17 protein-coding genes are annotated in these 23,840 nt (G+C 73.2%); 8 read left to right on the plus strand and 9 right to left on the minus strand.

What is annotated here, in order from left to right:
- The first annotated feature begins 39 nt into the window (after window positions 1-39).
- Window positions 40-2,229, plus strand: coding sequence for an Hsp70 family protein (locus ABZ321_RS10710; protein WP_354890809.1), 2,190 nt, complete (start codon window positions 40-42; stop codon window positions 2,227-2,229).
- A gap of 9 nt (window positions 2,230-2,238) precedes the next feature.
- Here ABZ321_RS10710 and ABZ321_RS10715 read toward each other — a convergent pair whose 3' ends face one another.
- From ABZ321_RS10715 to ABZ321_RS10735, 5 genes are all read right to left on the minus strand, one after another.
- The gene (locus ABZ321_RS10715) at window positions 2,239-3,033 is read right to left on the minus strand and encodes a prenyltransferase/squalene oxidase repeat-containing protein (protein ID WP_344501885.1); all 795 of its coding nucleotides are present in this window, start codon (window positions 3,031-3,033) and stop codon (window positions 2,239-2,241) included.
- 42 nt (window positions 3,034-3,075) lie between these two features.
- Entirely contained in the window at window positions 3,076-4,254 is a 1,179-nt protein-coding gene (gene moeZ, locus ABZ321_RS10720) for an adenylyltransferase/sulfurtransferase MoeZ (RefSeq protein ID WP_344501884.1), read from the minus strand.
- A 41-nt stretch (window positions 4,255-4,295) separates the two neighbouring features.
- Window positions 4,296-5,246 (minus strand): DUF3152 domain-containing protein, encoded by a 951-nt coding sequence (locus tag ABZ321_RS10725; RefSeq protein ID WP_354890810.1) that lies wholly within the window; start codon window positions 5,244-5,246, stop codon window positions 4,296-4,298.
- Between the two features lie 100 nt (window positions 5,247-5,346).
- On the minus strand, window positions 5,347-6,387 hold the full coding sequence (locus ABZ321_RS10730) for an alpha/beta hydrolase (RefSeq protein WP_354890811.1): 1,041 nt from the start codon (window positions 6,385-6,387) through the stop codon (window positions 5,347-5,349).
- 71 nt (window positions 6,388-6,458) lie between these two features.
- The gene (locus tag ABZ321_RS10735) at window positions 6,459-8,825 is read right to left on the minus strand and encodes a hypothetical protein (RefSeq protein ID WP_354890812.1); all 2,367 of its coding nucleotides are present in this window, start codon (window positions 8,823-8,825) and stop codon (window positions 6,459-6,461) included.
- Between the two features lie 380 nt (window positions 8,826-9,205).
- Between ABZ321_RS10735 and ABZ321_RS10740 the strand changes: the two genes are divergently transcribed.
- Together ABZ321_RS10740 and ABZ321_RS10745 are read left to right on the plus strand one after the other, a co-directional pair.
- A complete protein-coding gene (locus ABZ321_RS10740) occupies window positions 9,206-9,844 on the plus strand; it encodes a TetR/AcrR family transcriptional regulator (RefSeq protein ID WP_344501880.1) in 639 nt (212 codons plus the stop codon).
- A gap of 75 nt (window positions 9,845-9,919) precedes the next feature.
- Window positions 9,920-10,153 carry a DUF3107 domain-containing protein gene (locus tag ABZ321_RS10745; protein ID WP_344501879.1) on the plus strand — a complete coding sequence of 78 codons (234 nt, stop codon included), beginning with the start codon at window positions 9,920-9,922 and terminating at the stop codon, window positions 10,151-10,153.
- A 111-nt stretch (window positions 10,154-10,264) separates the two neighbouring features.
- On the opposite strand, the gene ABZ321_RS10750 is transcribed toward ABZ321_RS10745, so the two are convergent.
- On the minus strand, window positions 10,265-10,912 hold the full coding sequence (locus ABZ321_RS10750) for a ferritin-like fold-containing protein (RefSeq protein ID WP_344501878.1): 648 nt from the start codon (window positions 10,910-10,912) through the stop codon (window positions 10,265-10,267).
- Between the two features lie 276 nt (window positions 10,913-11,188).
- Between ABZ321_RS10750 and ABZ321_RS10755 the strand changes: the two genes are divergently transcribed.
- Entirely contained in the window at window positions 11,189-12,910 is a 1,722-nt protein-coding gene (locus ABZ321_RS10755; RefSeq protein WP_354890813.1) for a DEAD/DEAH box helicase, read from the plus strand.
- Between the two features lie 110 nt (window positions 12,911-13,020).
- Here ABZ321_RS10755 and ABZ321_RS10760 read toward each other — a convergent pair whose 3' ends face one another.
- Window positions 13,021-13,869 (minus strand): hypothetical protein, encoded by an 849-nt coding sequence (locus ABZ321_RS10760; protein WP_354890814.1) that lies wholly within the window; start codon window positions 13,867-13,869, stop codon window positions 13,021-13,023.
- A gap of 104 nt (window positions 13,870-13,973) precedes the next feature.
- On the opposite strand from ABZ321_RS10760, the gene ABZ321_RS10765 reads away from it, so the two are divergent.
- The 3 genes from ABZ321_RS10765 (at window position 13,974) to ABZ321_RS10775 (ending at window position 20,891) form a co-directional block, all read left to right on the plus strand.
- Window positions 13,974-14,915, plus strand: a complete 942-nt coding sequence (locus ABZ321_RS10765) for an NlpC/P60 family protein (RefSeq protein WP_354890815.1) — start codon at window positions 13,974-13,976, stop codon at window positions 14,913-14,915.
- Window positions 14,916-15,098: 183 nt separating this feature from the next.
- Window positions 15,099-18,764, plus strand: coding sequence for a PQQ-dependent sugar dehydrogenase (locus ABZ321_RS10770; RefSeq protein WP_354890816.1), 3,666 nt, complete (start codon window positions 15,099-15,101; stop codon window positions 18,762-18,764).
- Window positions 18,765-18,800: 36 nt separating this feature from the next.
- Window positions 18,801-20,891: a DEAD/DEAH box helicase gene (locus ABZ321_RS10775; RefSeq protein ID WP_344501873.1), complete on the plus strand. Its 2,091-nt coding sequence runs from the start codon at window positions 18,801-18,803 to the stop codon at window positions 20,889-20,891.
- A gap of 91 nt (window positions 20,892-20,982) precedes the next feature.
- Here the strand turns inward: ABZ321_RS10775 and ABZ321_RS10780 are convergent, their stop codons facing one another.
- The gene (locus ABZ321_RS10780; protein WP_344501872.1) at window positions 20,983-21,285 is read right to left on the minus strand and encodes an MGMT family protein; all 303 of its coding nucleotides are present in this window, start codon (window positions 21,283-21,285) and stop codon (window positions 20,983-20,985) included.
- Window positions 21,286-21,337: 52 nt separating this feature from the next.
- Here ABZ321_RS10780 and proB point away from each other — a divergent pair, with 52 nt between their 5' ends.
- On the plus strand, window positions 21,338-22,438 hold the full coding sequence (gene proB, locus ABZ321_RS10785; RefSeq protein WP_354890817.1) for a glutamate 5-kinase: 1,101 nt from the start codon (window positions 21,338-21,340) through the stop codon (window positions 22,436-22,438).
- Between the two features lie 5 nt (window positions 22,439-22,443).
- Here the strand turns inward: proB and ABZ321_RS10790 are convergent, their stop codons facing one another.
- Window positions 22,444-23,811: a gamma-glutamyltransferase gene (locus ABZ321_RS10790; RefSeq protein ID WP_354890818.1), complete on the minus strand. Its 1,368-nt coding sequence runs from the start codon at window positions 23,809-23,811 to the stop codon at window positions 22,444-22,446.
- Window positions 23,812-23,840: the final 29 nt, after the last annotated feature.

Consider the following 23,840-nt stretch of genomic DNA (forward strand, 5'->3'; position numbering starts at 1 on the left):
GAGGATCTCGCGATGGTGTGAGGTCCGTATATTGGCGCTGTGGACTCGCGAGGCTACCGGCTGGGCATCGACTTCGGCACCTCGAACACGGCGGCGGTGCTGGCCTGGCCCGACGGGCACGTGCGGCCGCTGCTCTTCGACGGTTCGCCGAGCCTGCCCTCGGCGGTGTACGCCGACCCGCAGTCGGGCCTGCTCGTCGGGCGCGACGCGGTGCACGCCGCCCGGGTCAGCCCCGAGCGCTTCGAGCCCAACCCGAAACGGCGCATCGACGAGCCCGCCGTCCTGCTCGGCGACCACGAGGTGCCGACCGCCGACCTGTTCGCTGCCGTGCTCGCCCGCGTCGGCGGCGAGGCGCGGCGGGTCGCCGGCGGCCCGATCGGCCAGGTCACCATCACCTGCCCCGCCGCCTGGGCGCACACCCGCCGCGGTGTGCTGCTCGCCGCCGCCGAACGCGCCGGCCTCGGCACCGTGACGCTCGTGCCGGAGCCGGTCGCCGCGGCCGAGGTGTTCCGCACCCTCGAAGGCACCGACGTGCGCCCCGGCACCGCGTTCGTCGTCTACGACCTGGGCGCCGGCACGTTCGACGCGTCCGTCGTCCGGCACGACCCAGGCACGTTCGAGGTCCTCGCCGCGGAGGGGCTCAGCACCAGCGGCGGCCTCGACATCGACGCCGCGATCGTCGGCTACCTGGGCGCCAGCCAGTCCTCCCGCGACCCCGCCGCCTGGAGCCGGCTCGTGCACCCCACGACCAGCGCCGAACGCCGCGCCAACCGGCTGCTCTGGGACGACGTCCGGGCCGCCAAGGAGATGCTGTCGCGCACGTCCTCGACGATGATCCATATCCCGATGTACGACGAGGACGTCCCCCTCGGCCGCGACCAGTTCGAGCAGCTCGCCCGCCCGATCCTCGCCGCCACGGTCACCGCGACCCGGGCCGCCATCGCCGCCGCCGGGCTCACCCCGGCCGACATCGCCGGCGTCTTCCTCGTCGGTGGCGGCAGCCGGATCCCGCTCGTCGCGACACTGCTGCACCAGGCCCTCGGCACGGCCCCGACCGCCGTCGAGCAGCCCGAGATGGTGGTGGCGCAGGGCAGCCTCGGCGCCCCGGCCCAGCCCGGCCCGGCCGGCCAGCCGGCCTCCGCCCCGGTCTCCGGTGCCGCCTTCCCGACCTCGTCCCCACCCGTCACGTTCCCGACCTCGTCCCCGCCGGCCGCGTTCCAGGCAGCGGCGGCGTCCGCACCGGCCGCGTCCCCGCCGGCGCCGTCCGCCGGGTTCCCGACCTCGGCGCCGCCCGCGTCGTCACCGGTCTCCGGTCCGGTGTCCGGCTCCGCCGCCGTGCCGGTGTCGGGAGCGCCGATGTCAGGGGTGCCGATGTCGGCGGTGCCGGTGTCGCCGGGGTTCGCCGCCGAGCCGACCTCCGGCCAGCCGTCGTCGCAGTTCGGGCAGGACTCCGGGTACACCCCGCCGTCGGGCTACGCCGCCGCCCAGCCCGGGCCCGCGCAGCACTCCCCGGCCGCCCCGCAGCCCGGTCCGGCCCAGCACTCGCCGGCGGCCCCGCAGCCCGGCCGGGCCGCCGTGCCCGCCACCTACGGAACGCCGCCACAGCCGGCGCCGCAGACCCCTCCGCAGACCCCGCCGCAGGCCCCTCCGCAGACCCCGCCACGGACGCCGGCCCCGCCGCAGCCGCCGCAGCAGGCACCCGCGGCGGCGCCCGGCGGGCAGCGCCGGACCGGGATGCTCGCCGCGGCCGCCGTGGTCGTGCTCCTGGTGGTCGGCCTCGGCATCTACGGCTTCACCAAGCTCGGCGGCGACGACGACAACGGTGGCAAGGGCGACCAGTCGGCGAGCCAGACAGAGACCCCCGGCGACGGCAGCGGCGACAGCGGCGATGGCGGCGGTACCGACAGCACCACCGAGGTCAACGCCGAGAAGGACAACAGCGACTGGAACACCAACGCCGAGGAGTACAACGGCAACGAGGGCAAGCTCATCCGGTACACCTGCCCCAAGGGCGGCAAGGCCGGCAAGGTCTGGGGCAACGGCCCCTACACCACCGCCTCGTCCGTCTGCACCGCCGCCGTCCACGCCGGATACCTCAACCTCGACGAGGGCGGCAAGGTCGTGATCCAGATCCGGCAGGGCTCGGACTCCTACGAGTCCAACACCCAGTTCGAGATCACGACCAGGACCTACGGCAAGTCCGACTGGGAGTTCACGATCGCGGGCTGAGCCGCCGGCTCAGCGCAGCGCCCGGATCGCCGTCAGGGTGGTGTGCACGTTGAACTGCGCGCCGTCGTCGCTCTCCCAGCCGCCGTCGCTGCGCTGCGTCTCGCTGAGGCGCTTGCGGGCCGCGCTGAGCAGCCAGTCCTCCGGTGACATGCGGACCCGCCGCAGCGCCGCGTAGAGCGACGCCGTGTCGGCGGGGGTCATCTCCGGCACCCGGTCGGCGAGCGCCACCTGGATCTGCGCCGACTCGTAGAACCAGCCGAGGTGGAAGAGCACGGCGCAGCCGAGCCAGCCCGCGACCAGGAACGACGGCCAGCTGCCGTCGGGCCGCAGCGACGCCCGGAACGCCTCGGCGGCGCGGGCCACCCGGGTCGCGTGCTGGTCGTCGCCGTTGTTCGGGCCGCCGACCACCAGCCAGTAGGCGGCGTTGGTGGTCAGGTACAGCTTCGCCTCGTCGTCGCCGGGCTGGGCCCACGGCGGGGCGATGCCCGCCAGGGACGCGTCCTCTTCCCACATGCCGTCGGGCCGCTGGCTGCGGCCGAGCCACCCCAGGGCCCGGCGGGCCGCGGGGCGGTCGATGGCGCCGAGGTCGTCGAGCTCGCCGAGCCGGAAACAGGTGGCGTCCACGGACGCGACGTCGGCGCCCCACAGCGCCGGCCAGCCGCCGTCGGGCGACTGGCCGATCTCGGCCTGCTCCAGCACGTCGGCCGGTGGGGACTGGCCGGTGCGCAGCCAGGCGAGGCGGGCGCGATCGACGGCGTCGCCGTGTGCGACGACGTAGCCGATCGCGGCATCAAGGTCGACCATGGGCCGTACGCTACCGCCCGCCCGCTGCCCGCGCGTCGTGACCTAATACACCGGCAGTGACGGATCGACGGTCTTCACCCAGGAGACCACCCCGCCCTGCACGTGGACCGCGTCCTTGAAGCCCGCCGCCTTGACCGCCGCGAGGGCCTCCGCCGAGCGGACGCCGCTCTTGCAGTACAGGACGATCTGGCGGTCCTGCGGAAGGTCGGCGAGGGCGGAGCCGTTGAGGATCTCGCCCTTCGGCACGAGCCGCGCCCCCGGCACCCGCACGATCTCCCACTCGGCCGGCTCGCGCACGTCGATCAGCTCGATCGGCTTGCCCGAGTCCTGCCAGTCCTTGAGCTCGGTGGCGGTGATCGTCGAGCCCTGCGCGGCGGCCTGCGCCTCGTCGGACACGGCGCCGCAGAAGTCGTCGTAGTCGATGAGCTCGGTGACCGTCGGGTTCTCACCGCAGATCGCGCAGCCCGGGTCCTTGCGGAGCCGGATCTTGCGGTAGGTCATCTCGAGCGCGTCGTACACCATGAGGCTGCCGAGCAGCGAGTCGCCGACACCGGTCAGGAGCTTGATCGCCTCGGTGACCTGGATCGCGCCGATCGAGGCGCACAGCACGCCCAGGACGCCGCCCTCGGCGCAGGACGGGACCATCCCCGGCGGCGGCGGCTCCGGGTAGAGGCAGCGGTAGCACGGGCCGTGCTCGGCCCAGAAGACGGAAGCCTGGCCGTCGAACCGGTAGATCGAGCCCCAGATGTACGGCTTGCCGAGCAGCACCGCGGCGTCGTTGACCATGTACCGGGTGGCGAAGTTGTCCGTGCCGTCGACGATCAGGTCGTACTGCCGGAAGATGTCCATCACGTTGTCGTTGTCGAGCGCCTCGTTGTGCACCACGACGTTGACATACGGGTTGATCTCGAGCACCGAGTCGCGCGCCGACTCGGCCTTCGGCCGGCCGATGTCCGACTGGCCGTGGATGATCTGGCGCTGCAGGTTGGACTCGTCGACGGTGTCGAACTCGACGATGCCGAGCGTGCCGACCCCGGCCGCGGCGAGATACATCAGTGCCGGCGAGCCGAGACCGCCCGCGCCCACACAGAGCACGCGCGCGTTCTTCAGGCGCTTCTGCCCGGCGACACCCACGTCGGGGATGATCAGGTGCCGGGAGTAGCGACGGACCTCGTCAACGGAGAGGTCGGCGGCGGGCTCGACCAGTGGAGGCAACGACATGGTTCTCATTCTGCCGCGCCAGCACCGCAAACCCACGTGACCTACGGCACTTTGGCGCCGCTGTACCGCTGGCCATCGACGAACGGCCACGCGTTGGCGACGCAGCCCTTCAGCCCGTACGTCTGCTGCTGCATCACCGGTGCCGGACGGCCGGGGCCGGGGCAGGCCTCGTGGCCGTTGCCGAGCTCGTGGCCGACCTCGTGGTTGATCACGTAGTGCTGGTAGTCCTCGACCGGCGCGCCGTAGTCCGGCACCCCGGTCAGCCAGCGGGCCAGGTTGATGACGACCTTCCCGGTGATCCGGCAGGAGCTGTACCCGGCGGTGTGCAGCCCGGCGGTCGCGCAGATCTGCTCCGACGTGACCGGCGTGGCCAGGAAGATCGTGAAGTCGGCGGTGCCCTGGCCGGCGACCCGCTGCAGCCGCACCTGGCCGGCGGCGGGCCAGCCGCGCGGGTCGGCGAACACCCGCTCGACCGAGGCGGCGAACGCGTCCGCGTCCTGGCCGCTGCCGTTCTCCACCGCGACCCGGTACTTCCGCACCGTCCCCGCACTGCCGGCGACCGGTCCGGCGCTGGTCGCGTACGCGAACGTGCCGGCGGCGCTGGACGGGCCGGCCTCCGGCGGCTGGCTCGCGGGGCGGCTCGGCGGGTCGAGCATCGGCGCCGGCCCGCGGGTCGCGGCGACCGTCACCGGCGCCTCCTTGTCGGCGCCGCCGAAGAACAGCAGGCGGCCCAGGCCGGCCGCGGCGATCAGGAACGCGGCGGCCATCACGCCCGCGACGAAGTAGCGCCGCCGCCGGCGGACCTGCTCACGCCGCCGGCGCTGCTCGGCCCGGACGACCTCACGGGCCTGCCGCGGGTCGCTCGGCAGCGGCACCGGCAGCCGGGAGCCGCCGGAAGGGGGCTCCTGGGGGCTGCCAGCAGGGTGTGACAGCTCCTGGGAGCTGCCGACCGGGCGTGCCAGGTCCCCGGAGCTGCCGGAAGGGCGTGACATCTCCCCGGAGTTGCCGGAAGGGTGTGACGGATCCCGGGAGCTGTCGGCATGGCGTGACAGGCCCCGGCGGTCGCTGCTCAGCCGGCTCGCCATCGATTGGTCAGCTTGCCATGCGCACCCGCGGCGCGCGCTGCCGCACCCCATCCCGCACCTGAGTTGCAACCTGCTGGGTGGCGGCCCGGCCGGCCTTGTCCTCCTGCAGCTCGTCGAGCATGCCGAACACGGCGCGCGCGACCGTGCGCGGCACCTCCATCTGCGCCACGTGGCCGACGCCCTCCAGCATCATCAGCCGGCTGTCCGGGATGAGGCGGGCGACCTGCGGCGCGGTGCGGATGTCGACGAGCCGGTCCTGCCGTCCGGCGATCACCAGCGTCGGCGCCTTGATCCTCGCGGCCATCTTCCACATGGAGCCCTCGCCCGGCAGGTACGCGCGCAGAAAGCTGCTCACCAGGCCGCGGAGGCTGCCCACGTACGCCTCGGCGTACCACGGCACCAGGTGCCGCCGCCGGGCCTCCTCGATCGCCTCCAGCCGCCGCTGCTCCGGGTAGCGGGTCGGGTCGGCGTAGCAGGACTCGATGACCATCGAGGCGAGGGCCTCCGGCTCCATCGACGACATCCGCCGGGCCGCCAGCTTCGCCGCGTTGGGCAGCAGGAGCAGCGGCACGATCGGCCCCTGCAGCGACCGGCGCGGGTCGAGGAACGGCATCGCCGGCGAGATCAGCGTCAGGCTGCGCACCAGGTCGGGGCGCAGCGCGGCGGCCACGACCACGGCCGCGCCGCCCATCGAGTTGCCGAACAGGTGGACCGGGCCGCGGCCGCTGTGCTCGACCCACCGGACGATGTGCGAGGCCATCGCCGCCAGCGAGTAGCTGCGGGCCGGGTCGCTGTACCCGAACCCGGGCAGGTCGATCGCCTGGCCGTCGAGCCGCCCGGCGAGCACGCCGGCCAGGTCGGTCCAGTTGGTCGAGGAACCGCCGAGGCCGTGCACGTAGACCGCCGGCTCGGCGCCCGGCGCGGTGGCCGGCGTGTCCCGCACGTACGCCTTCAGGCCATCGAGCTCCACCTCGCGCCCGGGCCACATGTCCGGCAGCCGCTCAGGTGACGGGACGGTGAACTCCGGGACAAGGGCAGCTCTCTTCATGCTTACCAGTGTGCCCCAAGGGGTCTACGGCAGCCGTGCTTCCAAAATGCTTACCCGGCTGCCCGAAAGGGCTATGGCAGCAGGGCCTCCAGGCGCCGGTTCACGGCCGCGAGTGTGGCGCGGACCACAGCCTGCCGCGGATCGCCCGAGTTCACGGCGGAGCCCGTCAGCTGCTCGACCCAGCCGTCGTACAGCAGCAACAGCACGACGACGGCGACCTCGCAGCCGCCGAGCTGCACCACCGCGGCGTGCTCGATGTAACACCTGGCGCGGGACGTCGCGTCGACGTCGACCAGCAGCTGGTCCACGGCCGAGGCGGCGGCCGCCGCGGACAGCCGCAGGATGTAGCCGTCGACCGCCGGGCCGCTGGCGACCCCGACCGCCGGGTGACCGTCCGCGATCAGGCGCACCTCGACCACCGCGTCGACGCCCTGCGTGCTGACCTCGACCTGGTCGATGATCACCCGCGGCGACACGATCGTGCTGGACTGCGGCACCAGCGCCGGGGGCGCGTCCCGGTTCACCGGGACCGGCGCGTGCTCTCCCGGCGTTTTCGGCGCCTGTACAGGCTGCTGCAGGCCGGACGCGACGAGACCCGGCGGCTGCGGCGGCCGGCGCGGCTCGTCGACCTCGGCGTTCGGCACCTCCGCACGGAACTGCTGCGGGAGCTCCTCGACCTCGGGGCGGGGGGCCTCGGCCGGGCGGCGCACGCCGCTGACCGGGCGCCGCCGGCGGGCCTCGCGGCCGTAGCCGGGCAGGGCGCTGTGCGGCGCGTTGCCCCGGATCGCCGGGCGGCCCGAGAGCGCGGCGGGCTCCGGCGGGTTGGGCTCGGCGGCCAGGCCCATCCGCTCGTTGAGCAGGCGCGCGACGGCCCGGCTGACCCGGCCCGGGTCGGCCTCGTCGAGCAGCTCCAGCCGGAGCGTGTGCAGGCCGTCGGCGTTCTTGCGCAGCGTCGCCTCGCGTACACCGGAGACACCCTGCACGGCGCGGAGGACCGCCGGGATGTCGAACCCGTCGGGGCGGTCGTCCAGGCTGGGCTCGTCGTCCTCGTCCTCGCGCTCCTCGCGCAGGAACGTGGCGATCCTCGCCAGCTCCGCACCGCCGGCCGGGGTGGCCTCCGCCACGAGGGGCTCGACCTCGACCTCCGGCACCTGCGGCACGTCAGGGTGCGACGGGACGCGCTGCGGCAGCTCGGGGGCGTTGCCCCAGTCCGCGTCGGCGATCCCGGCGGGCTGCTGGGCGGCGTACGGCGGCTCCGACGCGAACGCCGGCATCGTCGGCTCCGCCGCGGACAGGGGCGTGGCGTTGCCGAGCAGCTCGGGCGGCAGCGGGCCGACGAGCGGGTCGTCCTCCGGCATCCGCTGCGTGGGCAGCGGCGGCACCGGGTGCAGCGCGGGCAGTGGCACGGGGTGCAGGGCGGGCTGCGGCACAGGGTGCAGGGCCGGCGCCGGGACCACCGGCTCCTGCGACGGCGCGGCCCAGTCGAACTCGGGGCCGGGCTGCTCGTACGCCTGGAAGCCGTTCGGGGGTGGCGGCTGCTGCTGCGGGTACTCCTGCGACGGGTACTGCTGTTGGGGGTATTGCTGCTGCGGGTACTGCTGCTGCGGGTACTGCGCGGGGTACTGCTGGCCCTGGTACGGGTACTGCTCCCGCTGATCCTGGCCCTGGTACTGCTCCTGTGCCTGGTAAGGCTCCTGGTGGCCGCCGGCCTGCGGGTCGTGGTGGGCCGCGCCGTTGGCGGCGGGCGTCTCCTGGTGGAACGCGCCGTTGTGCGGGCGGATGTCCCTGGTCTCGTAGCCCCAGGCCTGATCCGGATAGGCGGCGGGCCGGTCCGGGTAGGCACTGGCCTGGTCCGGATAGGCGGCGGCCTGTTCCGGGCGGGCCGGGGTCTGGTCCGGGTAGGCAGCGGCCTGGTCCTGGTAGGCGGCGCTCTGGTCCTGGTAGGCGGGGGCCTGGTCCTGGTAAGCGGCGCTCTGGTCCGGGTAGGCGGAGGTCTGGTCCTGGTAGGCGGGGGCCTGGTTCGGGTAGGAGCCATACGGCGGCATGCCGTTGTCGCCGTGCACCCGGGCGCGGGGGTCGACCGGGCCGGGCAGGCCGCTGAGCCGGTCCAGGGCCGACGGTGCCGCGCCATACCCGCCGGACGTCGGCGCGGGCGGCGGACCGTAGCCCCCGGAGGTCGGCCGGACCGCCTCCTCGCGCGCGTCGGCGACCGGGGCGGCGCCGTAGACGGTGCCGGAGCTGACGGCGGGCAGCGGGCCGGTGTGGCCGGTCTCGTGCGGCGGCTGGGCCTGCGCCGGCGACCCGGAGGCGGGGAGCGACCCGCTGGTCTCCGGCTGGCCGACGGAGCTCGGCCAGCCCTGGCCGTCGGGTCCGTAGTGCCCGTAGTGCAGCGACGTGGTGGGGTGCACCGGCGGCGGGGCGGAGACCGGGGGGCTCATCGGGGCGAGCATGTCGGAGTAGGAGCCGCGGACCTCGGCGCGGCCACGCGGGCCGCCGCCATTGATCGAACCGCTGATCGAACCGCTGATCGAGCCGTTGACCGACGCGCGCCCAGCGATGGCTCCTGTTGCCGGCTCACGCCATGCGGAGACGATCGCCTCGAGCGCGTCATCGCTCGGCGTCGACCCGTCACCATGGGTGCCGTCCGGTGACCTGTGCGGATCCGTGTGTCCTCCTCCGCGATATGCGCCTGACCCTTGTGGGCTTCCGGCTTGCCCCGTTTCGTCCACCGCGCGCTCCTCCGTCGCCCCTAGGTGAGGCTACCGTGTGGGCGGAAAGGGGGTAAGTTGCAATCCCGACCCAAATCCGGATGGTGAACATGACCTCGGCGATGAGCGGCACCCAGGCGGCCGGACGGCCGGTGCGGCTGCCCCGGTCGGCCCGCCGCAAGCAACTGCTCGCCGCGGCGCAGCAGGTTTTCGTGGCGCAGGGTTACCACGCCGCCGCGATGGACGACATCGCCGAGCGGGCGGGTGTCTCCAAGCCTGTGCTCTACCAGCACTTCCCCGGCAAGCTCGAGCTCTATCTGGCGCTGCTCGACACGCACTGCGACGCGATGGTCTCGCGGATGCGCGCCGCGATGGAGGCGACCACCGACAACAAGGAGCGGGTCCGCGGCGCCATCCAGGCGTATTTCGACTTCATCGACCACGAGAGCGAGGCCTTCCGCCTCGTCTTCGAGTCGGACCTGCGCAACGACCCCGCGGTCCGCGAGCGGGTCGACCGGGTGGAGAGCGGCTGCATCGCCGCGATCACCGACACGATCATGGCCGACACCGACCTGAGCCAGGAGCGCGCCGAGCTGCTCGCGTCGGGGCTCGTGGGCGCCGCCGAGGTCGCGGCCCGGTTCTGGGTCGCCGGTGGCCGCCAGGTCGCGAAGCCCGAAGCGGAGGCGCTGCTGACCGCGCTGTCGTGGCGCGGCATCGCGAGCTTCCCCCTGCACGGCGAACACGCCTGATCGCGTTAGTCTTCAACCACACTGGGTGTGCGCGCCGAGGCACGGCCGCGCCGCAGCCCGATCAAGGAGGAAGACGTGGAGGTCAAGATCGGCGTGCAGTATGCGCCTCGGGAGTTGGTGCTGGAGAGCAACCAGTCACCCGCCGAGGTCGAAGCTGCGGTCACCGACGCGATCGACGGTGGCGACAAGGGTGTGCTTTCTCTCGTCGACGAGAAGGGCCGCCGGGTGATCGTCCCGGTCGGCAAGATCGCCTACGTGGAGATCGCCGAGTCGTCGCCGCGGCCGGTTGGGTTCTCTTCCGCGCGTTGACAGATAGCGCTCAGGCCCTGCCCCGTACGGGTGCCAGGGCCTGGGCGTCGTCAGCCTTCGTGCCCCGAGCTGTTCGATCCCTCGGTTGTTGAGCGCTCAGCTGTTGAGCCTTCAGTTGTTGAGCCCGACGGCGCCCATACGGGCGGTGTGCGCCGAGGTCAGGCGCCTGAGCAGGGCCTGGAAGTCGGCGCCGCCGATGGCCAGCAGCTCGGCGAGCGACGGCCGCTCGGCCGCGACCCGCAGCGCCTGCGAGATGCCCTCGCCGACCAGGCGGCGCGCCCACATCGACAGCCGGTTGGCCACCTTCGGGTCGGCGGCGATCGCGGCCCGCAGCTCGTCGGCGGCGAAGTCGGCGTGCCGGGAGTCGTGCAGGACGTCCAGGATCAGGTCCCGGTCGGGGCCGGCGAGCACCGCCGCGACCTCGCGGGTGAAGTCGTCCGCGATGCCGTCGCCGACGTACGCCTTGGCCAGCCCCTCCAGCCAGTCGGCCGGCTCGGTCTGCTGGTGGTACTCCGACACCGCCTGCACATAGGGCCGCATGGCGTCCTCGGTGTCGGCGCCGAGCTCGGCCAGGCGGTCGGACAGCCGGCGGTAGTTGGTGATCTCGCGGGCGGCCATCTCGCTGAGCACCGCCCGGCGGCGGAGGTCGGGCGCGAGCCGCGCGTCGGCCGCCATCCGGTCGAACGCGACCAGCTCGCCGAAGGCCAGCATGCCCAGCAGGTCGACCACAGCCGTGGCGGGCGGAGTGAGATCGGACACGACGGCACACTACCTCGCCGGATCACCGGGCGCGCCCCGATGCCCGACCGAAGCCCGGCCGAAGCCCGGCCGAAGCCCGACTGAAGCCACTGAGCGGAACCGCTCACAAGCCGGTACAATGACTCCGATAGCCGTGGACGGACCCTAGTCCTGGCGCCCGGCGCTTGTAGCCCGCGACCTTGATCATTTCGGTCGCGTGTGGCCCGCGCCCTACCCATTTGAGCGCACCCAGCTTCACCAGGGGCGCTCCCGCGAGAGAGACACCCTGAGCACAACATGACGATCGACAACACTGAGGCCGCCGAAGCAGTGGCCCCGCGCGCACCCGTGCGCCCAGACGCACCCACGTTCGCCGATCTGGGGGCGCGGCCGGAGACCGTGGCCGCCCTCGAAGCCGTCGGCATCATCCACGCGTTCGCCATCCAGGAATACGCTGTGCCGATCGCGCTGCGCGGCACCGACCTCATCGGCCAGGCGCCGACCGGCACCGGCAAGACGCTCGGCTTCGGCGTCCCGCTGCTGGACCGGGTCACCGCCCCCACCGAGGGCGCCGACGGCCTGCCGCAGGCGCTCGTCGTGGTCCCGACCCGCGAGCTGGGCCTGCAGGTGGCCCGTGACATCGCCGCCGCCGGCAAGACCCGCGGCGTCCGCGTGCTCCCGCTGTATGGCGGCGTCGCCTACGAGCCGCAGGTCGACGCGCTGCAGAAGGGCGTCGAGATCGTCGTCGGCACCCCCGGCCGCCTGCTCGACCTGGCCAAGAGCAAGCACCTGCGGCTGCACGCCGTGCGGGCGCTCGTGCTCGACGAGGCCGACCGCATGCTCGACCTGGGCTTCCTCGACGACGTCGAGCGGATCCTGACCCTGCTGCCGGAGGACCGGCAGACGATGCTGTTCTCCGCCACGATGCCCGACCCGATCGTCACCCTCGCCCGGCGCTTCCTGCGCCACCCGATGACGATCCACGCGCACCACGACGCCAGCACCGGGCCGTCGCCGCTGACCAAGCAGTTCATCTACCGCACCCACCCGATGAACAAGATCGAGATCGTGGCGCGGGTCCTGCAGGCGGAGGACCGCGGCCTGACCATGATCTTCACGCGCACCAAGCGCGCCGCCGACCGCGTCGCCGAGGACCTGGACTTCCGCGGCTTCGCCGCCGCCGCCGTCCACGGCGACCTCGGCCAGGGCGCCCGCGAGCGCGCCCTGCGCGCCTTCCGCGCCGGCAAGATCGACGTGCTGGTCGCCACCGACGTCGCCGCCCGCGGCCTCGACGTCTCCGGCGTCACCCACGTCATCAACTACGACTGCCCCGAGGACCAGGACACCTACACCCACCGCATCGGCCGCACCGGCCGCGCGGGTGCGACGGGCGTCGCCGTGACGTTCGTCGACTGGGAGGACATGCCCCGCTGGCGGATCATCGACAAGACGCTGGGCATGGACCTGGCGGAGCCGCCGGAGACCTACCACACCTCGGCCCACCTGCTGACCGACATCGGCATCCCCGAGGGCGTCACCGGCTCCCTGCCGACCGCGGACCGCAAGCGCGCAGGCCTCGCCGCCGAGCAGCTCGAGGACATCGAGGGCAAGCCCCGCGGCCGGGGCCGCACCCGTGGCCGGGGCCGCGGCGGCGACCCGTCCGGCTCCGCCCCCGCCGCCGCGGACCCGATCGGCGAGCCCCGCCGTCCCCGCCGCCGCAGGCGGCGCGGTGAGGTCGACCCCGCCGAGCTGCCCGTCACCGACACCGCCGAGGCCACCGGCGCCTCCGCGGACGCCGGCGAGCAGTCGGAGCCCCGTCCGACCCGCACCCGCACCCGCCGCCGCCAGGTGGTCGAGGGCTCGGACACCACGGACACCGGCCCCGTCGCCACCGCCGAGGCCACCGAGGACGGCGAGCCCCGCACCGCCCGCGCCCGCACCCGCCGCCGCCGTCGCGGCGGCCGCGGCAAGGGCGGCGAAGGCCCCGCCACCGAGGCCGGCGACAGCCCCGAGGCCTGACCCTTCCGGCCGTCCGCGGCCGACTTCATCCCGACGATCCGAACAGCGCGGCAGGCCCCCAGCCGGCCGCGCTGTTCGCCGTCCTGGCGCCGGCACCCGTCGCCGGGTGGTCAGGGGACGACGACGGTGAACTCGACGCGGTGGACCTGGCCGGAGCGCTGGAACTCGAAGTAGAGGCGGTAGCGGCCGCTGCTCGGGGCCGACAGCCAGAACTTCACCGCGCCGCCGACCAGTTCGGTCTCGGGGTGCACGTGCAGGTAGCCGAGGTCGCCGTCGCGGAGGACGACGAGGTGGCCGTACGTGCCGAGATAGCGCTGCAGGTCGGTGACGGGGGTGCCCGAGGCCAGCACCCGCAGCGACAACGGCTGGGTGGCGTTGACCGCCGGGGTGCCCTCCATCGCCACCGTCATCCCGGCGACCTCCGCGGTCCGGGCGGGCGCGGGAAGGGCCACCGGCTGGTAATCGCCGGCGACGGTGGCGTCCACGGCGAGCGTGACCGGGGCCTGGGCGCCGGTCGCGTCGAAGGTGACGAAGTCCGTGTAGATCCGCCAGATGCCCGGCGACGGCAGGGCCAGCGGGATCGACCAGGTGCCGTCGGGGGCCATCTCCGGGTGCAGGTGCTGAAACCCGGACAGGTCGTGCCGGGCCACCACCAGGTGCATGAGCTTCTCGTGGTTGACCACGAAGCGGGTGACCGGCTTGCCGTCCGGGCCGAGGATCCGGAACGCGAACGGCTGGGTGGCGCCCGCGGCGAACGTCGTGGTCGTCGGCGACAGCGTGAAGCCGGCGGCGCTGAGCGACAGGCCGCCCAGGTCACCCGCGGTCGCGCCGCCGTGGGAGTGCGAGGGGATGGCCGTCGGGGCGGGGGCGGCGGCCGGCGGTGATGCGGTGGACCTGGCGATCACGAAGCCAAGCAGCAGCGCCAACACGAGTCCACCCGCGACGACCGGCCCCTTCATGCCCAAGACCGTAGCGGCAGGCCGTCGCCACCACTCCACCGGGGGACTTTTAGTGACGTTTGTCCAAATCGTGGTGTTAGTGACACGTGGGGTCAATCGGCAAGATGTGGACCGCGGCCGCGGGCATGGTCGCTGCGTTGATCGTGCCCGGCATCGGGTTCGCCGACCCGGTCACCGACCGGCAGCGGCAGCTCGCCACCGCCTGGCAGGAGCTGGAAGGCGTCATCGAGCGGTTCAACGCCGTACGCGACGACCTGCGCGCCACCGAGGCGCAGCTCGAGCGGGTGAACGCCCGCACCGGCCCGCTGCAGGCGAGCGTCGACGCCGCCCAGCGCGACGCGGACGAGCTCGCCGCCAGGCTGTACCGCAGCGGCGCCGTCACCAGCACGGCCGTGCTCGTCAGCGCGCCGTCGCCGGAGTCGTTCATGGACCAGCTGGCGACCCTGGACCACCTGCAGCGCCGGCGTACCGACGCGCTGCGCCGCCTGAAGGCCGACAAGGCCGCGCTCAAGAAGGAGCAGGCCGACCTCGGCGACCTCCAGGTCCGCCAGCGCACCCAGGAGCAGGAGCTGGGCCAGCGCAAGGCGACGATCGAGGCGCAGGTCCGGCGGCTCGGCGGGGTCCGGGCCGCACGCACCGCCAGGACGCCGTCCGGGGCGCTGCGCGACGGCTACGTGCCGCGCTTCACCGACGACCCGGCCGGGCGCGCGGTCAGGTACGCCTACTTGCAGCTGGGCAAGGTGTACCGGTGGGGCGCCGACGGCCCGGACACGTTCGACTGCTCGGGCCTGACGATGGCCGCGTGGAAGGCGGCCGGTGTGGTCCTGCCGCACAACGCGGCGAGGCAGAAGAAGACCGTCACGCCGATCAGGCGCGAGGAGCTGCGCCCCGGCGATCTCGTCTTCTATTACAAGGACGTCAGCCACGTCGGCATGTACATCGGCGACGGCAGGGTGATCGAGGCGCCGCGCGAGGGCGAGCGGATCTCGATGCGGCTGCTCGACTACGCCCCGATCGTGGGCTACGGACGGCCGGACTACCAATAGAAGATCAGCGCATCGCGATCGAGCCGCCACGATGCGCTGATCAACTCCCCGCGGACCAGCTACGACGGGCCTGTTTGTGTCCTAACGGACGAGGCGCGCCAGTCGGCTTGGCGACAGCATCTTCCTGACAGTGGACATCTACTGGCTGTCTCCCCCTGCGCGTCCGCATCCAGGAGTGCCCTCATGAGGCGTCGCCGCCGCTCCCGTTTATCCCTGGGCCTAGTGCTCGCGCTCTGCGTCCCGGCCTCGGCGGCGCTCACCGCACCCGAGGCGGCGGGCGCCGTGACCACCCTGCCGAGCGGGTTCTCCGAGCAGGTCGTGCTGTCCGGGCTCAACCACCCGACGAAGCTGGTGTTCTCTCCTGACGGACGGGTGTTCGTCGCGGAGAAGGGCGGCACGATCCAGGTCTATGACAGCCTGTCGGACCCGACGCCGACCCTGTTCGCCGACCTGAGCGCCCGCGTCCACGACAACGAGGACAAGGGCCTGCTCGGCCTGGCGCTGCCGCCGAACTTCCCGTCCAACCCGTCGGTGTACGTCACGTACACCGCGACGCAGCCCATCGGCGGCGGACTCGACCTCGGCGACACCTGCCCGACACCCGGCACCGGCTGCATCGTCAGCGGGCGGCTGTCGAAGCTCACCGCGAGCGGCAACACGTGGACCGGCACCGAGCAGGTGCTCATCAACGACTGGTGCCAGCAGTTCGAGACCCACTCGGTGGGCGACGTGCGCTTCGGCCCCGACGGCGCGCTCTACGTCAGCGGCGGCGAGGGCGCCAGCCCCGTCTTCACCGACTGGGGCCAGCAGGGCAACCCGGTCAACCCGTGCGGCGACCCGCCCGGCGGCGTCGGCGCGGCGCTCAGCCCGCCCACCTCCGAGGGCGGCGCCCTGCGCTCCCAGGACGTGCGGACCCTCGGCGACCCGACCGGCCTGAGCGGCACCATCATCCGCATCGACCCGGTCACCGGCGCCGCGAAGACCGACAACCCGCTCTACAACGCGACCACCGACCCCAACGCGCGGCGGATCGTGGCGTACGGCCTGCGTAACCCCTTCCGGTGGACGTTCAAGCCCGGCAGCAGCGAGATCTGGATCGGCGACGTCGGCTGGCGGACCTGGGAGGAGATCAACCGGCTGCCCAACCCGCTCGCCACGCCCGTCACCAACTTCGGCTGGCCGTGCTTCGAGGGCAACTCGCAGCAGCCCGGCTACCGCGACGCGAACCTGAGCCTGTGCACCACGCTGTACAACCAGAACACGGCGACCGGTCCGGTCTACACCTACGGGCACCACCAGCAGGTCAACGACAACGACGGCTGCCCGACCGGCGGGTCCAGCCCGACCGGCGTCGCGTTCTACCCGACGTCCGGCGGCGCCTACCCGGCCAAGTACCAGGGCGCGCTCTTCTGGGGTGACTACGCCCGCCGCTGCGTCTACGCGATGCTGCCGACCAACGGCACCCCCGACCCGAGCAAGATCGAGACGTTCGCGCCCGGCGCGGCCGGCCCCGTCGACCTGGAGATCGGCCCCGGCGGCGACCTGTACTACGTCGACGTCGACGGCGGCACGGTCCGCCGGATCAACTACAGCGCCGGCAACCAGCCGCCGACCGCGGTCATCGGCGCGGACAAGACCTCCGGCGCGCCGCCCCTGGCCGTCCAGTTCAACTCCGCCGGCACCAGCGACCCCAACAGCGGCGACGTCCTCACGTACCAGTGGGACTTCACCAACAACGGCAGCTACGACGCGACCGGCCCGACCGCGAGCTTCACCTACACGACCGCCGGCAACTACACGGCCAAGCTGCGGGTCACCGACGCGGGCGGGCTGTCGGACACCAAATACCTGCAGATCCTCGTCGGCTCCGACGCGCCGGTACCGGTGATCGACACACCCGCGGCCGGCTTCACGTGGGCGACCAACGACACGGTCAACTTCACCGGACACGCCACCGACGTCCAGGACGGCAACGTCCCCGCGGCCAACCTGCACTGGCAGCTGATCCTGCAGCACTGCGCCTCGGCCGACAACTGCCACCAGCACTACATCAGCGAGAGCGACGGCGCGTCCGGCTCGTTCATCGGGCCCGACCACGAGTACCCGTCCTATGTGGAGCTGCGGCTCACGGCGACCGACAGCAGCGGGCTCAGCACGACGGTCAGCCGCCGGCTGGACCCGAAGACCGCGAACATGACGTTCAACACCGTGCCGAGCGGCCTCAACATCACCGTCGGCTCGGTCACCGGCGTCACGCCGTTCACCGCGACGGTCATCCAGAAGTCGACGCAGACCGTGTCGGCGCCGACGCCGCAGACGCTCAACAGCACCCAGTACACCTTCGGCTCCTGGAGCCAGGGCGGCGCGGCCACGCAGGTGATCACCGCGCCGACCACGGCGACGACCTACACCGCGACCTACGCGGCGACCGGCGGCGGCACGTGCTCCGACAGCTTCGGCTACGTGTGCACCACCGCGACCAAGGCGTTCGTCAACGCCGATACGACGGTGCTGAGCCTGACCGGCGACGAGGCGCTGCAGCAGATCTCCCTGCCGTTCCCGGTCAAGTTGTACGGCGCTTCGTATTCGACCGCGTGGGTCGACACCAACGGCGTCGTCAGCCTGGTCAACCCGAACGGGCCGAAGTGGGACAACACCGCGGTGCCGAGCGCGGCCCTGCCCAACGCGGCGGTCTACGCCTTCTGGGACGACCTCGTGGTCGACGCCAACGCGTCGGTGCGGACCACGACCCTCGGCACCGCGCCCAACCGCCAGTTCGTCGTCGAGTGGCGCAACCCGTACATCTACGGCAACACCAGCCGACGCGTCACGTTCGAGGCGATCCTCTCGGAGAACGGTGACGTGGTCACCAACTACGCGAGCCTCGACAACGACATCGAGAAGGGCAACGCGGCGACGGTCGGCATCGAGAACGCCGACGGCACCGTGGGCCTCGCATACTCCGTCAACACCCCGAAGCTCCAGTCCGGCCGCGCGGTCATCTTCACCGCGCCGGGCGGCACGACCCCGCCGCCCCCGCCGCCGCCGTCCACCGGGACGGTCAGCGGCACCGTGAGCGTCGCGGGCGGTGGGCCCGTCGCCGGGGCGACCGTGACCCTCACGGCCGGCACGACGACGACCACCGACGCCTCGGGCAAGTACAGCTTCTCGAGCGTGGCGTACGGCTCGTACACCGTGAGCGCCACCGCCAACGGGCAGTCGACGTCGGCGGCACTCACCGTCGACGCCGCCACGGAGACGCTCAACCTGACGCTGCCGGCCCCGCCGCCGCCGACCGGAAACTACGGGATCACCACGGTGGCCACCCCGTTCGTCCCGGCCGACGCCACGGTGCTCACGCTCACCGGTGACGACAACATCCAGCAGGTCACGCTGCCGGCGCCGGTCACGTTGTACGGCGTCACCTACACCACGGCGTGGATCGACACCAACGGCAAGGTCTCGTTCGTCAACCCGGGCGGCGCCTACGTGGAGCACTCCGCGCTGCCGTCGACCGCCGCCCCGAACGCGACCGTCTACGCCTTCTGGGACGACCTCGTCGTCGACGGCTCGGCGTCGGTGCGCACCGCGCTCGTCAACGGTTCGGTCGTGATCGAGTGGCGCAACCCGTACATCTACGGCAACGGCGTCCACAACCGGGTGACGTTCTCCGTCGTGTTCGCCCCCGACGGGGTGATCACGCTGCACTACTCCAGCCTGGACAACGACATCGAGAAGGGTGGCGGCGCCACCGTCGGCGTCGAGAACGCCGCCGGCACCACGGCCGCGCAGTACCTGTTCAACCAGCCGTTGCTGGTGTCGGGGACGGCGGTCCGGTTCACGCCTTAGCGGGTTTCTGTCGTACCCGGCGGCTAAGTTCGTGGGGTGCGATCTGAGGCATCGGTACTTCTGAAGAAGCTCGCTGGTCCTTCCGCCGAACTGCGGGAGGACCAGTGGGCCGCCATCTCCGCCCTGGTGGCGGAGCGCCGCCGCGTCCTCTGCGTGCAGCGCACCGGGTGGGGCAAGTCCGCGGTGTACTTCATCGCCACCGCCCTGCTGCGGGCCCGTGGCGCCGGCCCGACGGTGATCGTCTCGCCGCTGATCGCCCTCATGCGCAACCAGGTCGACGCCGCCGCCCGCGCCGGGATCGCCGCCCGCGCGATCAACTCGGCCAACCTGGAGGAGTGGGACCAGATCACCGGCGAGATCGCCGCCGGCACCGTCGACGTCCTGCTCGTCTCGCCCGAGCGGCTCAACAACCCCGACTTCCGCGACAACGTGCTGCCCAAGCTCGCCGCGAGCACCGGCCTGCTCGTCGTCGACGAGGCGCACTGCGTCTCCGACTGGGGCCACGACTTCCGCCCCGACTACCGGCGGCTGGCCACCCTGCTGGCCGACCTCGCCCCCGGCACGCCGGTCCTGGCCACCACCGCCACCGCCAATGCCCGTGTCACCGCCGACGTCGCCGAGCAGCTCGGCGACGCGCTCGTGCTGCGCGGCTCGCTCGACCGCGAGTCGCTGCGCCTCGGCTCGCTGACGCTGCCGTCCGCGCCGCACCGGCTCGCCTGGCTCGGCGAGCACCTCGGCGCGTTCACCGGCTCCGGGATCATCTACACGCTGACCGTCGCCGCCGCCCACGAGACCGCCGCCTATCTGCGCGGCTGTGGCTACGAGGTCGCCGCCTACACCGGCCAGACGGAGAATGCGGACCGCCTCGCCGCCGAGGAGGACCTGCTCAACAACCGGATCAAGGCCCTCGTCGCCACGTCCGCGCTCGGCATGGGCTTCGACAAGCCCGACCTCGGCTTCGTCGTGCACCTCGGCGCCCCGTCGTCGCCGATCGCCTACTACCAGCAGGTCGGCCGGGCCGGCCGCGCCGTCGACAAGGCCGACGTCCTGCTCCTGCCCGGCACCGAGGACCAGGCGATCTGGCGGTATTTCGCGTCCCTCGCCTTCCCGCCCGAGGCGCAGGTCCGCGGCGTGCTGTCCGTCCTCGGCGCGGCGGGCCGGCCGATGTCCACCGCCGCCATCGAGCCGCAGGTCGAGCTGCGCCGCGGGCGGCTCGAGCTGATGCTCAAGGTCCTCGACGTCGACGGTGCCGTCCGTCGCGTCCGCGGCGGCTGGGAGTCCACCGGCGCGCCCTGGCGCCACGACAGTGAGCGCTATGACCGCATCGACGCCGCCCGCGCCGCCGAGCAGGACGCGATGCGCGAGTATGCCGCCCTGACCACGTGCCGCCTGGAGTTCCTGCGCCGGACCCTCGACGACCCGGGCGCCGTCCCCTGCGGCCGCTGCGACACCTGCGCGGGCACCTGGTATCCGGCGGAGGTCTCCGACGACGCCCTCGCCTCGGCCCGCGCCCACCTCGGCCGCACCGGCGTCGAGATCGCCCCGCGCAAGCTGTGGCCGACGGGCCTCTCCGCCGTCGGCGTCTCCCTCACCGGCAAGATCCCGCCCGCCGAGCAGACCCTCCCCGGCCGGGCGATCGGCCGGCTCAGCGACCTCGGCTGGGGCGACAAGCTGCGCAGGCTGCTCGCCGCCCCCGACGCCCCGCTCCCCGACGACATCTTCGCCGGCGTCGTCGCCACCCTGACCGAGTGGGCGAAGGGCGACGAGCGCTGGCCCGCCCGCCCCGTCGGCGTCGTGGTCCTCGGCTCCCAGAGCACCCCCGTCCTGCTGGAGTCGCTGGGCGCCCGCATCGCCGAGGTCGGCCGGATGCCGCTGCTCGGCACGGTCCAGCCGGCGCACGCGGCCGACGCCGCCTCCCGCACCAACAGCGCCCAGCGGGTCCGCGCCCTGCACACCGCCTTCACGGTCCCGTCGGAGCTGGCCGCCCGGCTGGGGACCCTCGACGGCCCGGTCCTCCTCGTCGACGACCTGGTCGACACCGGCTGGACGATGGCCATCGCCGGCCGCCTCCTGCTCCGCGCCGGCGCTCCGGCGGTCCTGCCCTTCGCCCTCGCCGTCTCCGCCTGACCCTTCCCGCCCATTCGCATGATCCCGAACGGTTGTGGCTGTTCTGGCTGCCGGAATCGTTCGGGATCATGAGGCCGGGGCGGGAGCAGCGTCAGGGGGTGTCGTCGGGCCACCAGGCGGCTCGGCGCATGTCGATTTTGTCCGACCTGAGCGGGGTGCCTTCCTCGCGGTGGCGGCGGAGGGCCTCCTGCTCGTGGCCCGGGACGAGGCGGCCGTTGGCGGCGACGACGCGGTGCCAGGGGACGCCGCCGCCGTAGTGGGACATGACGGCGCCGACCTGGCGGGGGCCGCCGCGACCCAGGTACTCGGCGATGGCGCCGTAGGACATGACGCGGCCGGGCGGGATGCGTTCCACCACGGTGAGGACCAGCTCTGTGAAGTCGTCGTCGGCCACGATATGGGAACCTACCGTGGATCGACGGTGGCGACCCGGCAAGATAGGCGGCGTGCGCACCCAGGTCACCGAGGCTCGACGGATCGTGGTCAAGGTCGGGTCGTCGTCGCTGACCACCGCGGCCGGCGGGCTCGACGGCAAGCGGGTCGATGCGCTCGTCGACGCCCTGGCGGGGAGCCCCGCGGAGGTGGTGCTGGTGTCGTCGGGGGCGATCGCGGCCGGGCTGGCGCCGCTGGGGCTGCTGAAGCGGCCGAAGGACCTCGCGACGCAGCAGGCGGCGGCAAGCGTCGGGCAGGGGCTGCTGATGCGGGCCTACAACGACGCGTTCGCCAGGCACGGCAGGGTCGTCGGGCAGGTGCTGCTGACGGTCGACGACGTGACCCGCCGGGCGCACTACCGCAACGCGTACCGGACCCTGCGCCGCCTGCTCGACCTGCGGGCGGTCCCGGTCGTCAACGAGAACGACACGGTCGCCACGGAGGAGATCCGGTTCGGGGACAACGATCGGCTCGCCGCGCTGGTCGCGTCCCTCGTCCACGCGGATCTGCTGGTGCTGCTGTCGGACGTGGACAGCCTGTACACCGGCGACCCGTCGCTCCCGACCTCCAAGAAGATCACCGACGTGCGAACGCCGGACGACCTGCTGGACATCGACGTGAGGCGGCCCGGGAAGGCCGGGGTCGGCACCGGCGGCATGGTGACGAAGGTCGAGGCGGCGAGGATCGCGACGACGAGCGGCATCCCGGTGGTGCTGGCCTCCGCGCCCGACGCCAAGGCGGTGCTCGACGGGGAGCCGGTCGGGACGCTGTTTCACCGGCTGCGGGAGCGGCCGCAGGCGCGGCTGTTCTGGCTCGCGCACGCCACCAGCCCCCGCGGCCGGCTGCACCTGGACCCCGGCGCCGTGCAGGCCGTGCGGCAGCGGCACGCGTCGCTGCTGCCCGCCGGGATCACCGCGGTCGACGGCCGGTTCGCCGCAGGGGACCCGGTGGACCTGGTCGACGTGGGCGGCGTGCCGGTGGCCCGCGGCCTGGTCAACTACGACGCGGCCGAGCTGCCGCCGCTGCTCGGCCGGTCGACGGGGGAGCTCGCCGCCGCGCTGGGCCCGGCGTACGAGCGCGAGGTCGTCCACCGCGACGACCTGGTCCTGCTCTAGAGCGCCTACAGCGTGCGGCCCACGCCGCCGCGGCGGGGGTCGCCGGCGGCCCCCGCGAGACCGACGGCGCTGACGCCGCCGAAGTAGTGGTCGAGCCGGTCCCAGTGCTGCACCTTGAAGCCGGTGAAGTGCGACGGGTCGCAGCCGGGCTCCAGGTGGACGAGCCGCGACCCGTCCACCGACACGGGGTGGAAGCGCGGCCGGCGGATCGCGGTCGTCATGTCGTCGCCGTGGACGAGGACGTTGGTGAGCGTCTGGATGATCGCGGTGCGGATGCGGGTCGCGCCGGCCGAGCCGATCGCCATGACCAGCGCGCCGGCGGGGTCCAGGACCACGGCCGGGCACATGCACGACGCCATCCGCTCGCCGGGCAGCGTGCCGGGGCGGATCAGCTCGCCCTCGCCGAGCATCGAGTTGAGGTGGACGCCCAGGCCGGGCAGCCACACCCCGGCCCCGATCCCGAGCGTCATGGTGATCACGCAGGCGTCGCCCGCGCTGTCGACGACCGAGATGTTGGTGGTGTCGCCGAGGCGCTGCGACCCGTACGCCAGCAGCGCCGACGCGAGATCGAGCGGCGAGAACAGGGGCGGCAGCGCGGCGATGGTCCTGATCGTCTCGTTCAGGTCGGCGCGGGCCAGCACCCGACAGGGACCGAACGAGGCCGATGAGACCGGTGCCTGCATCACGCGGTACGACGACAGATCCAGCGGACTGAGCACGCCACCGCCGGCGGCCACCTCCGACACCATCGCGGCGCCGATCCGCCCGGTGTAGAAGGCGGCCGGGCCCTCCTCCGCCAGGATCCCGAACGTCGTGTCGAGCCCGGGGTGGTGCAGCAGCTCGCCGCCCTCCAGGAGCCGCCCGTCCGGCGCGTACACCGCGGCACCGAGACCCGGCAGCATCGCCGGCGCGAGCGACACGAGCGTCCGGGCGTGCGCACCCGGCAGGAGCACGCCGCTGCGGGCCAGGTTCTGCGCCGGCGCAACGATCCGCTGCCAGGGGAGGCGGCCCCAGCGCCGGTGGATCTCGCCGGCCCCGGCCGGGATGCCGGGCACGCCGACGCTCGACGCGCCGATCTCGTACCGCTGCGGCACACCGCCGAAGGAGATCCTGATCGGCACCATCGGGGCCGCGGGGGTGGTGCTGCCCAGGCCGGGCACCGAGCAGAAGAAGTCGAGGCAGGTGACCTCGCCGGTGGACGCGTCGAAGTAGGTCGCGAACCCACCGCCGGCCAGCCCGGTCAGGACGCTCTCCGCGGCGCATCCCGCCAGCATCGCGGCGACGGCGGCGTCGGCCGCGGACCCGCCGGCGGCGAGGACCCGCAGCCCGACCTCGGTCGTGGCCGGATGCCCGGCGGCGACCCCGGCCGGCACCGACGACCTGGGGCGTGACTGGGGCTGCA

Origin of the sequence: Dactylosporangium sp. NPDC006015, from assembly GCF_040614215.1 — a bacterium.
Classification (GTDB): domain Bacteria; phylum Actinomycetota; class Actinomycetes; order Mycobacteriales; family Micromonosporaceae; genus Dactylosporangium; species Dactylosporangium maewongense.

Bases quoted from the DNA above. Each gene is read 5' to 3' on its own strand.
- ABZ321_RS10715 (WP_344501885.1), bottom strand. From the start codon at position 3,033: ATGGTCGACCTTGATGCCGCGATCGGCTACGTCGTCGCACACGGCGAC.
- moeZ (WP_344501884.1), bottom strand. From the start codon at position 4,254: ATGTCGTTGCCTCCACTGGTCGAGCCCGCCGCCGACCTCTCCGTTGAC.
- ABZ321_RS10725 (WP_354890810.1), bottom strand. From the start codon at position 5,246: ATGTCACGCCCTTCCGGCAGCTCCGGGGACCTGGCACGCCCGGTCGGC.
- ABZ321_RS10730 (WP_354890811.1), bottom strand. From the start codon at position 6,387: ATGAAGAGAGCTGCCCTTGTCCCGGAGTTCACCGTCCCGTCACCTGAG.
- ABZ321_RS10735 (WP_354890812.1), bottom strand. From the start codon at position 8,825: ATGAGCCCCCCGGTCTCCGCCCCGCCGCCGGTGCACCCCACCACGTCG.
- ABZ321_RS10740 (WP_344501880.1), top strand. From the start codon at position 9,206: ATGACCTCGGCGATGAGCGGCACCCAGGCGGCCGGACGGCCGGTGCGG.
- ABZ321_RS10755 (WP_354890813.1), top strand. From the start codon at position 11,189: ATGACGATCGACAACACTGAGGCCGCCGAAGCAGTGGCCCCGCGCGCA.
- ABZ321_RS10760 (WP_354890814.1), bottom strand. From the start codon at position 13,869: ATGAAGGGGCCGGTCGTCGCGGGTGGACTCGTGTTGGCGCTGCTGCTT.
- ABZ321_RS10765 (WP_354890815.1), top strand. From the start codon at position 13,974: ATGTGGACCGCGGCCGCGGGCATGGTCGCTGCGTTGATCGTGCCCGGC.
- ABZ321_RS10770 (WP_354890816.1), top strand. From the start codon at position 15,099: ATGAGGCGTCGCCGCCGCTCCCGTTTATCCCTGGGCCTAGTGCTCGCG.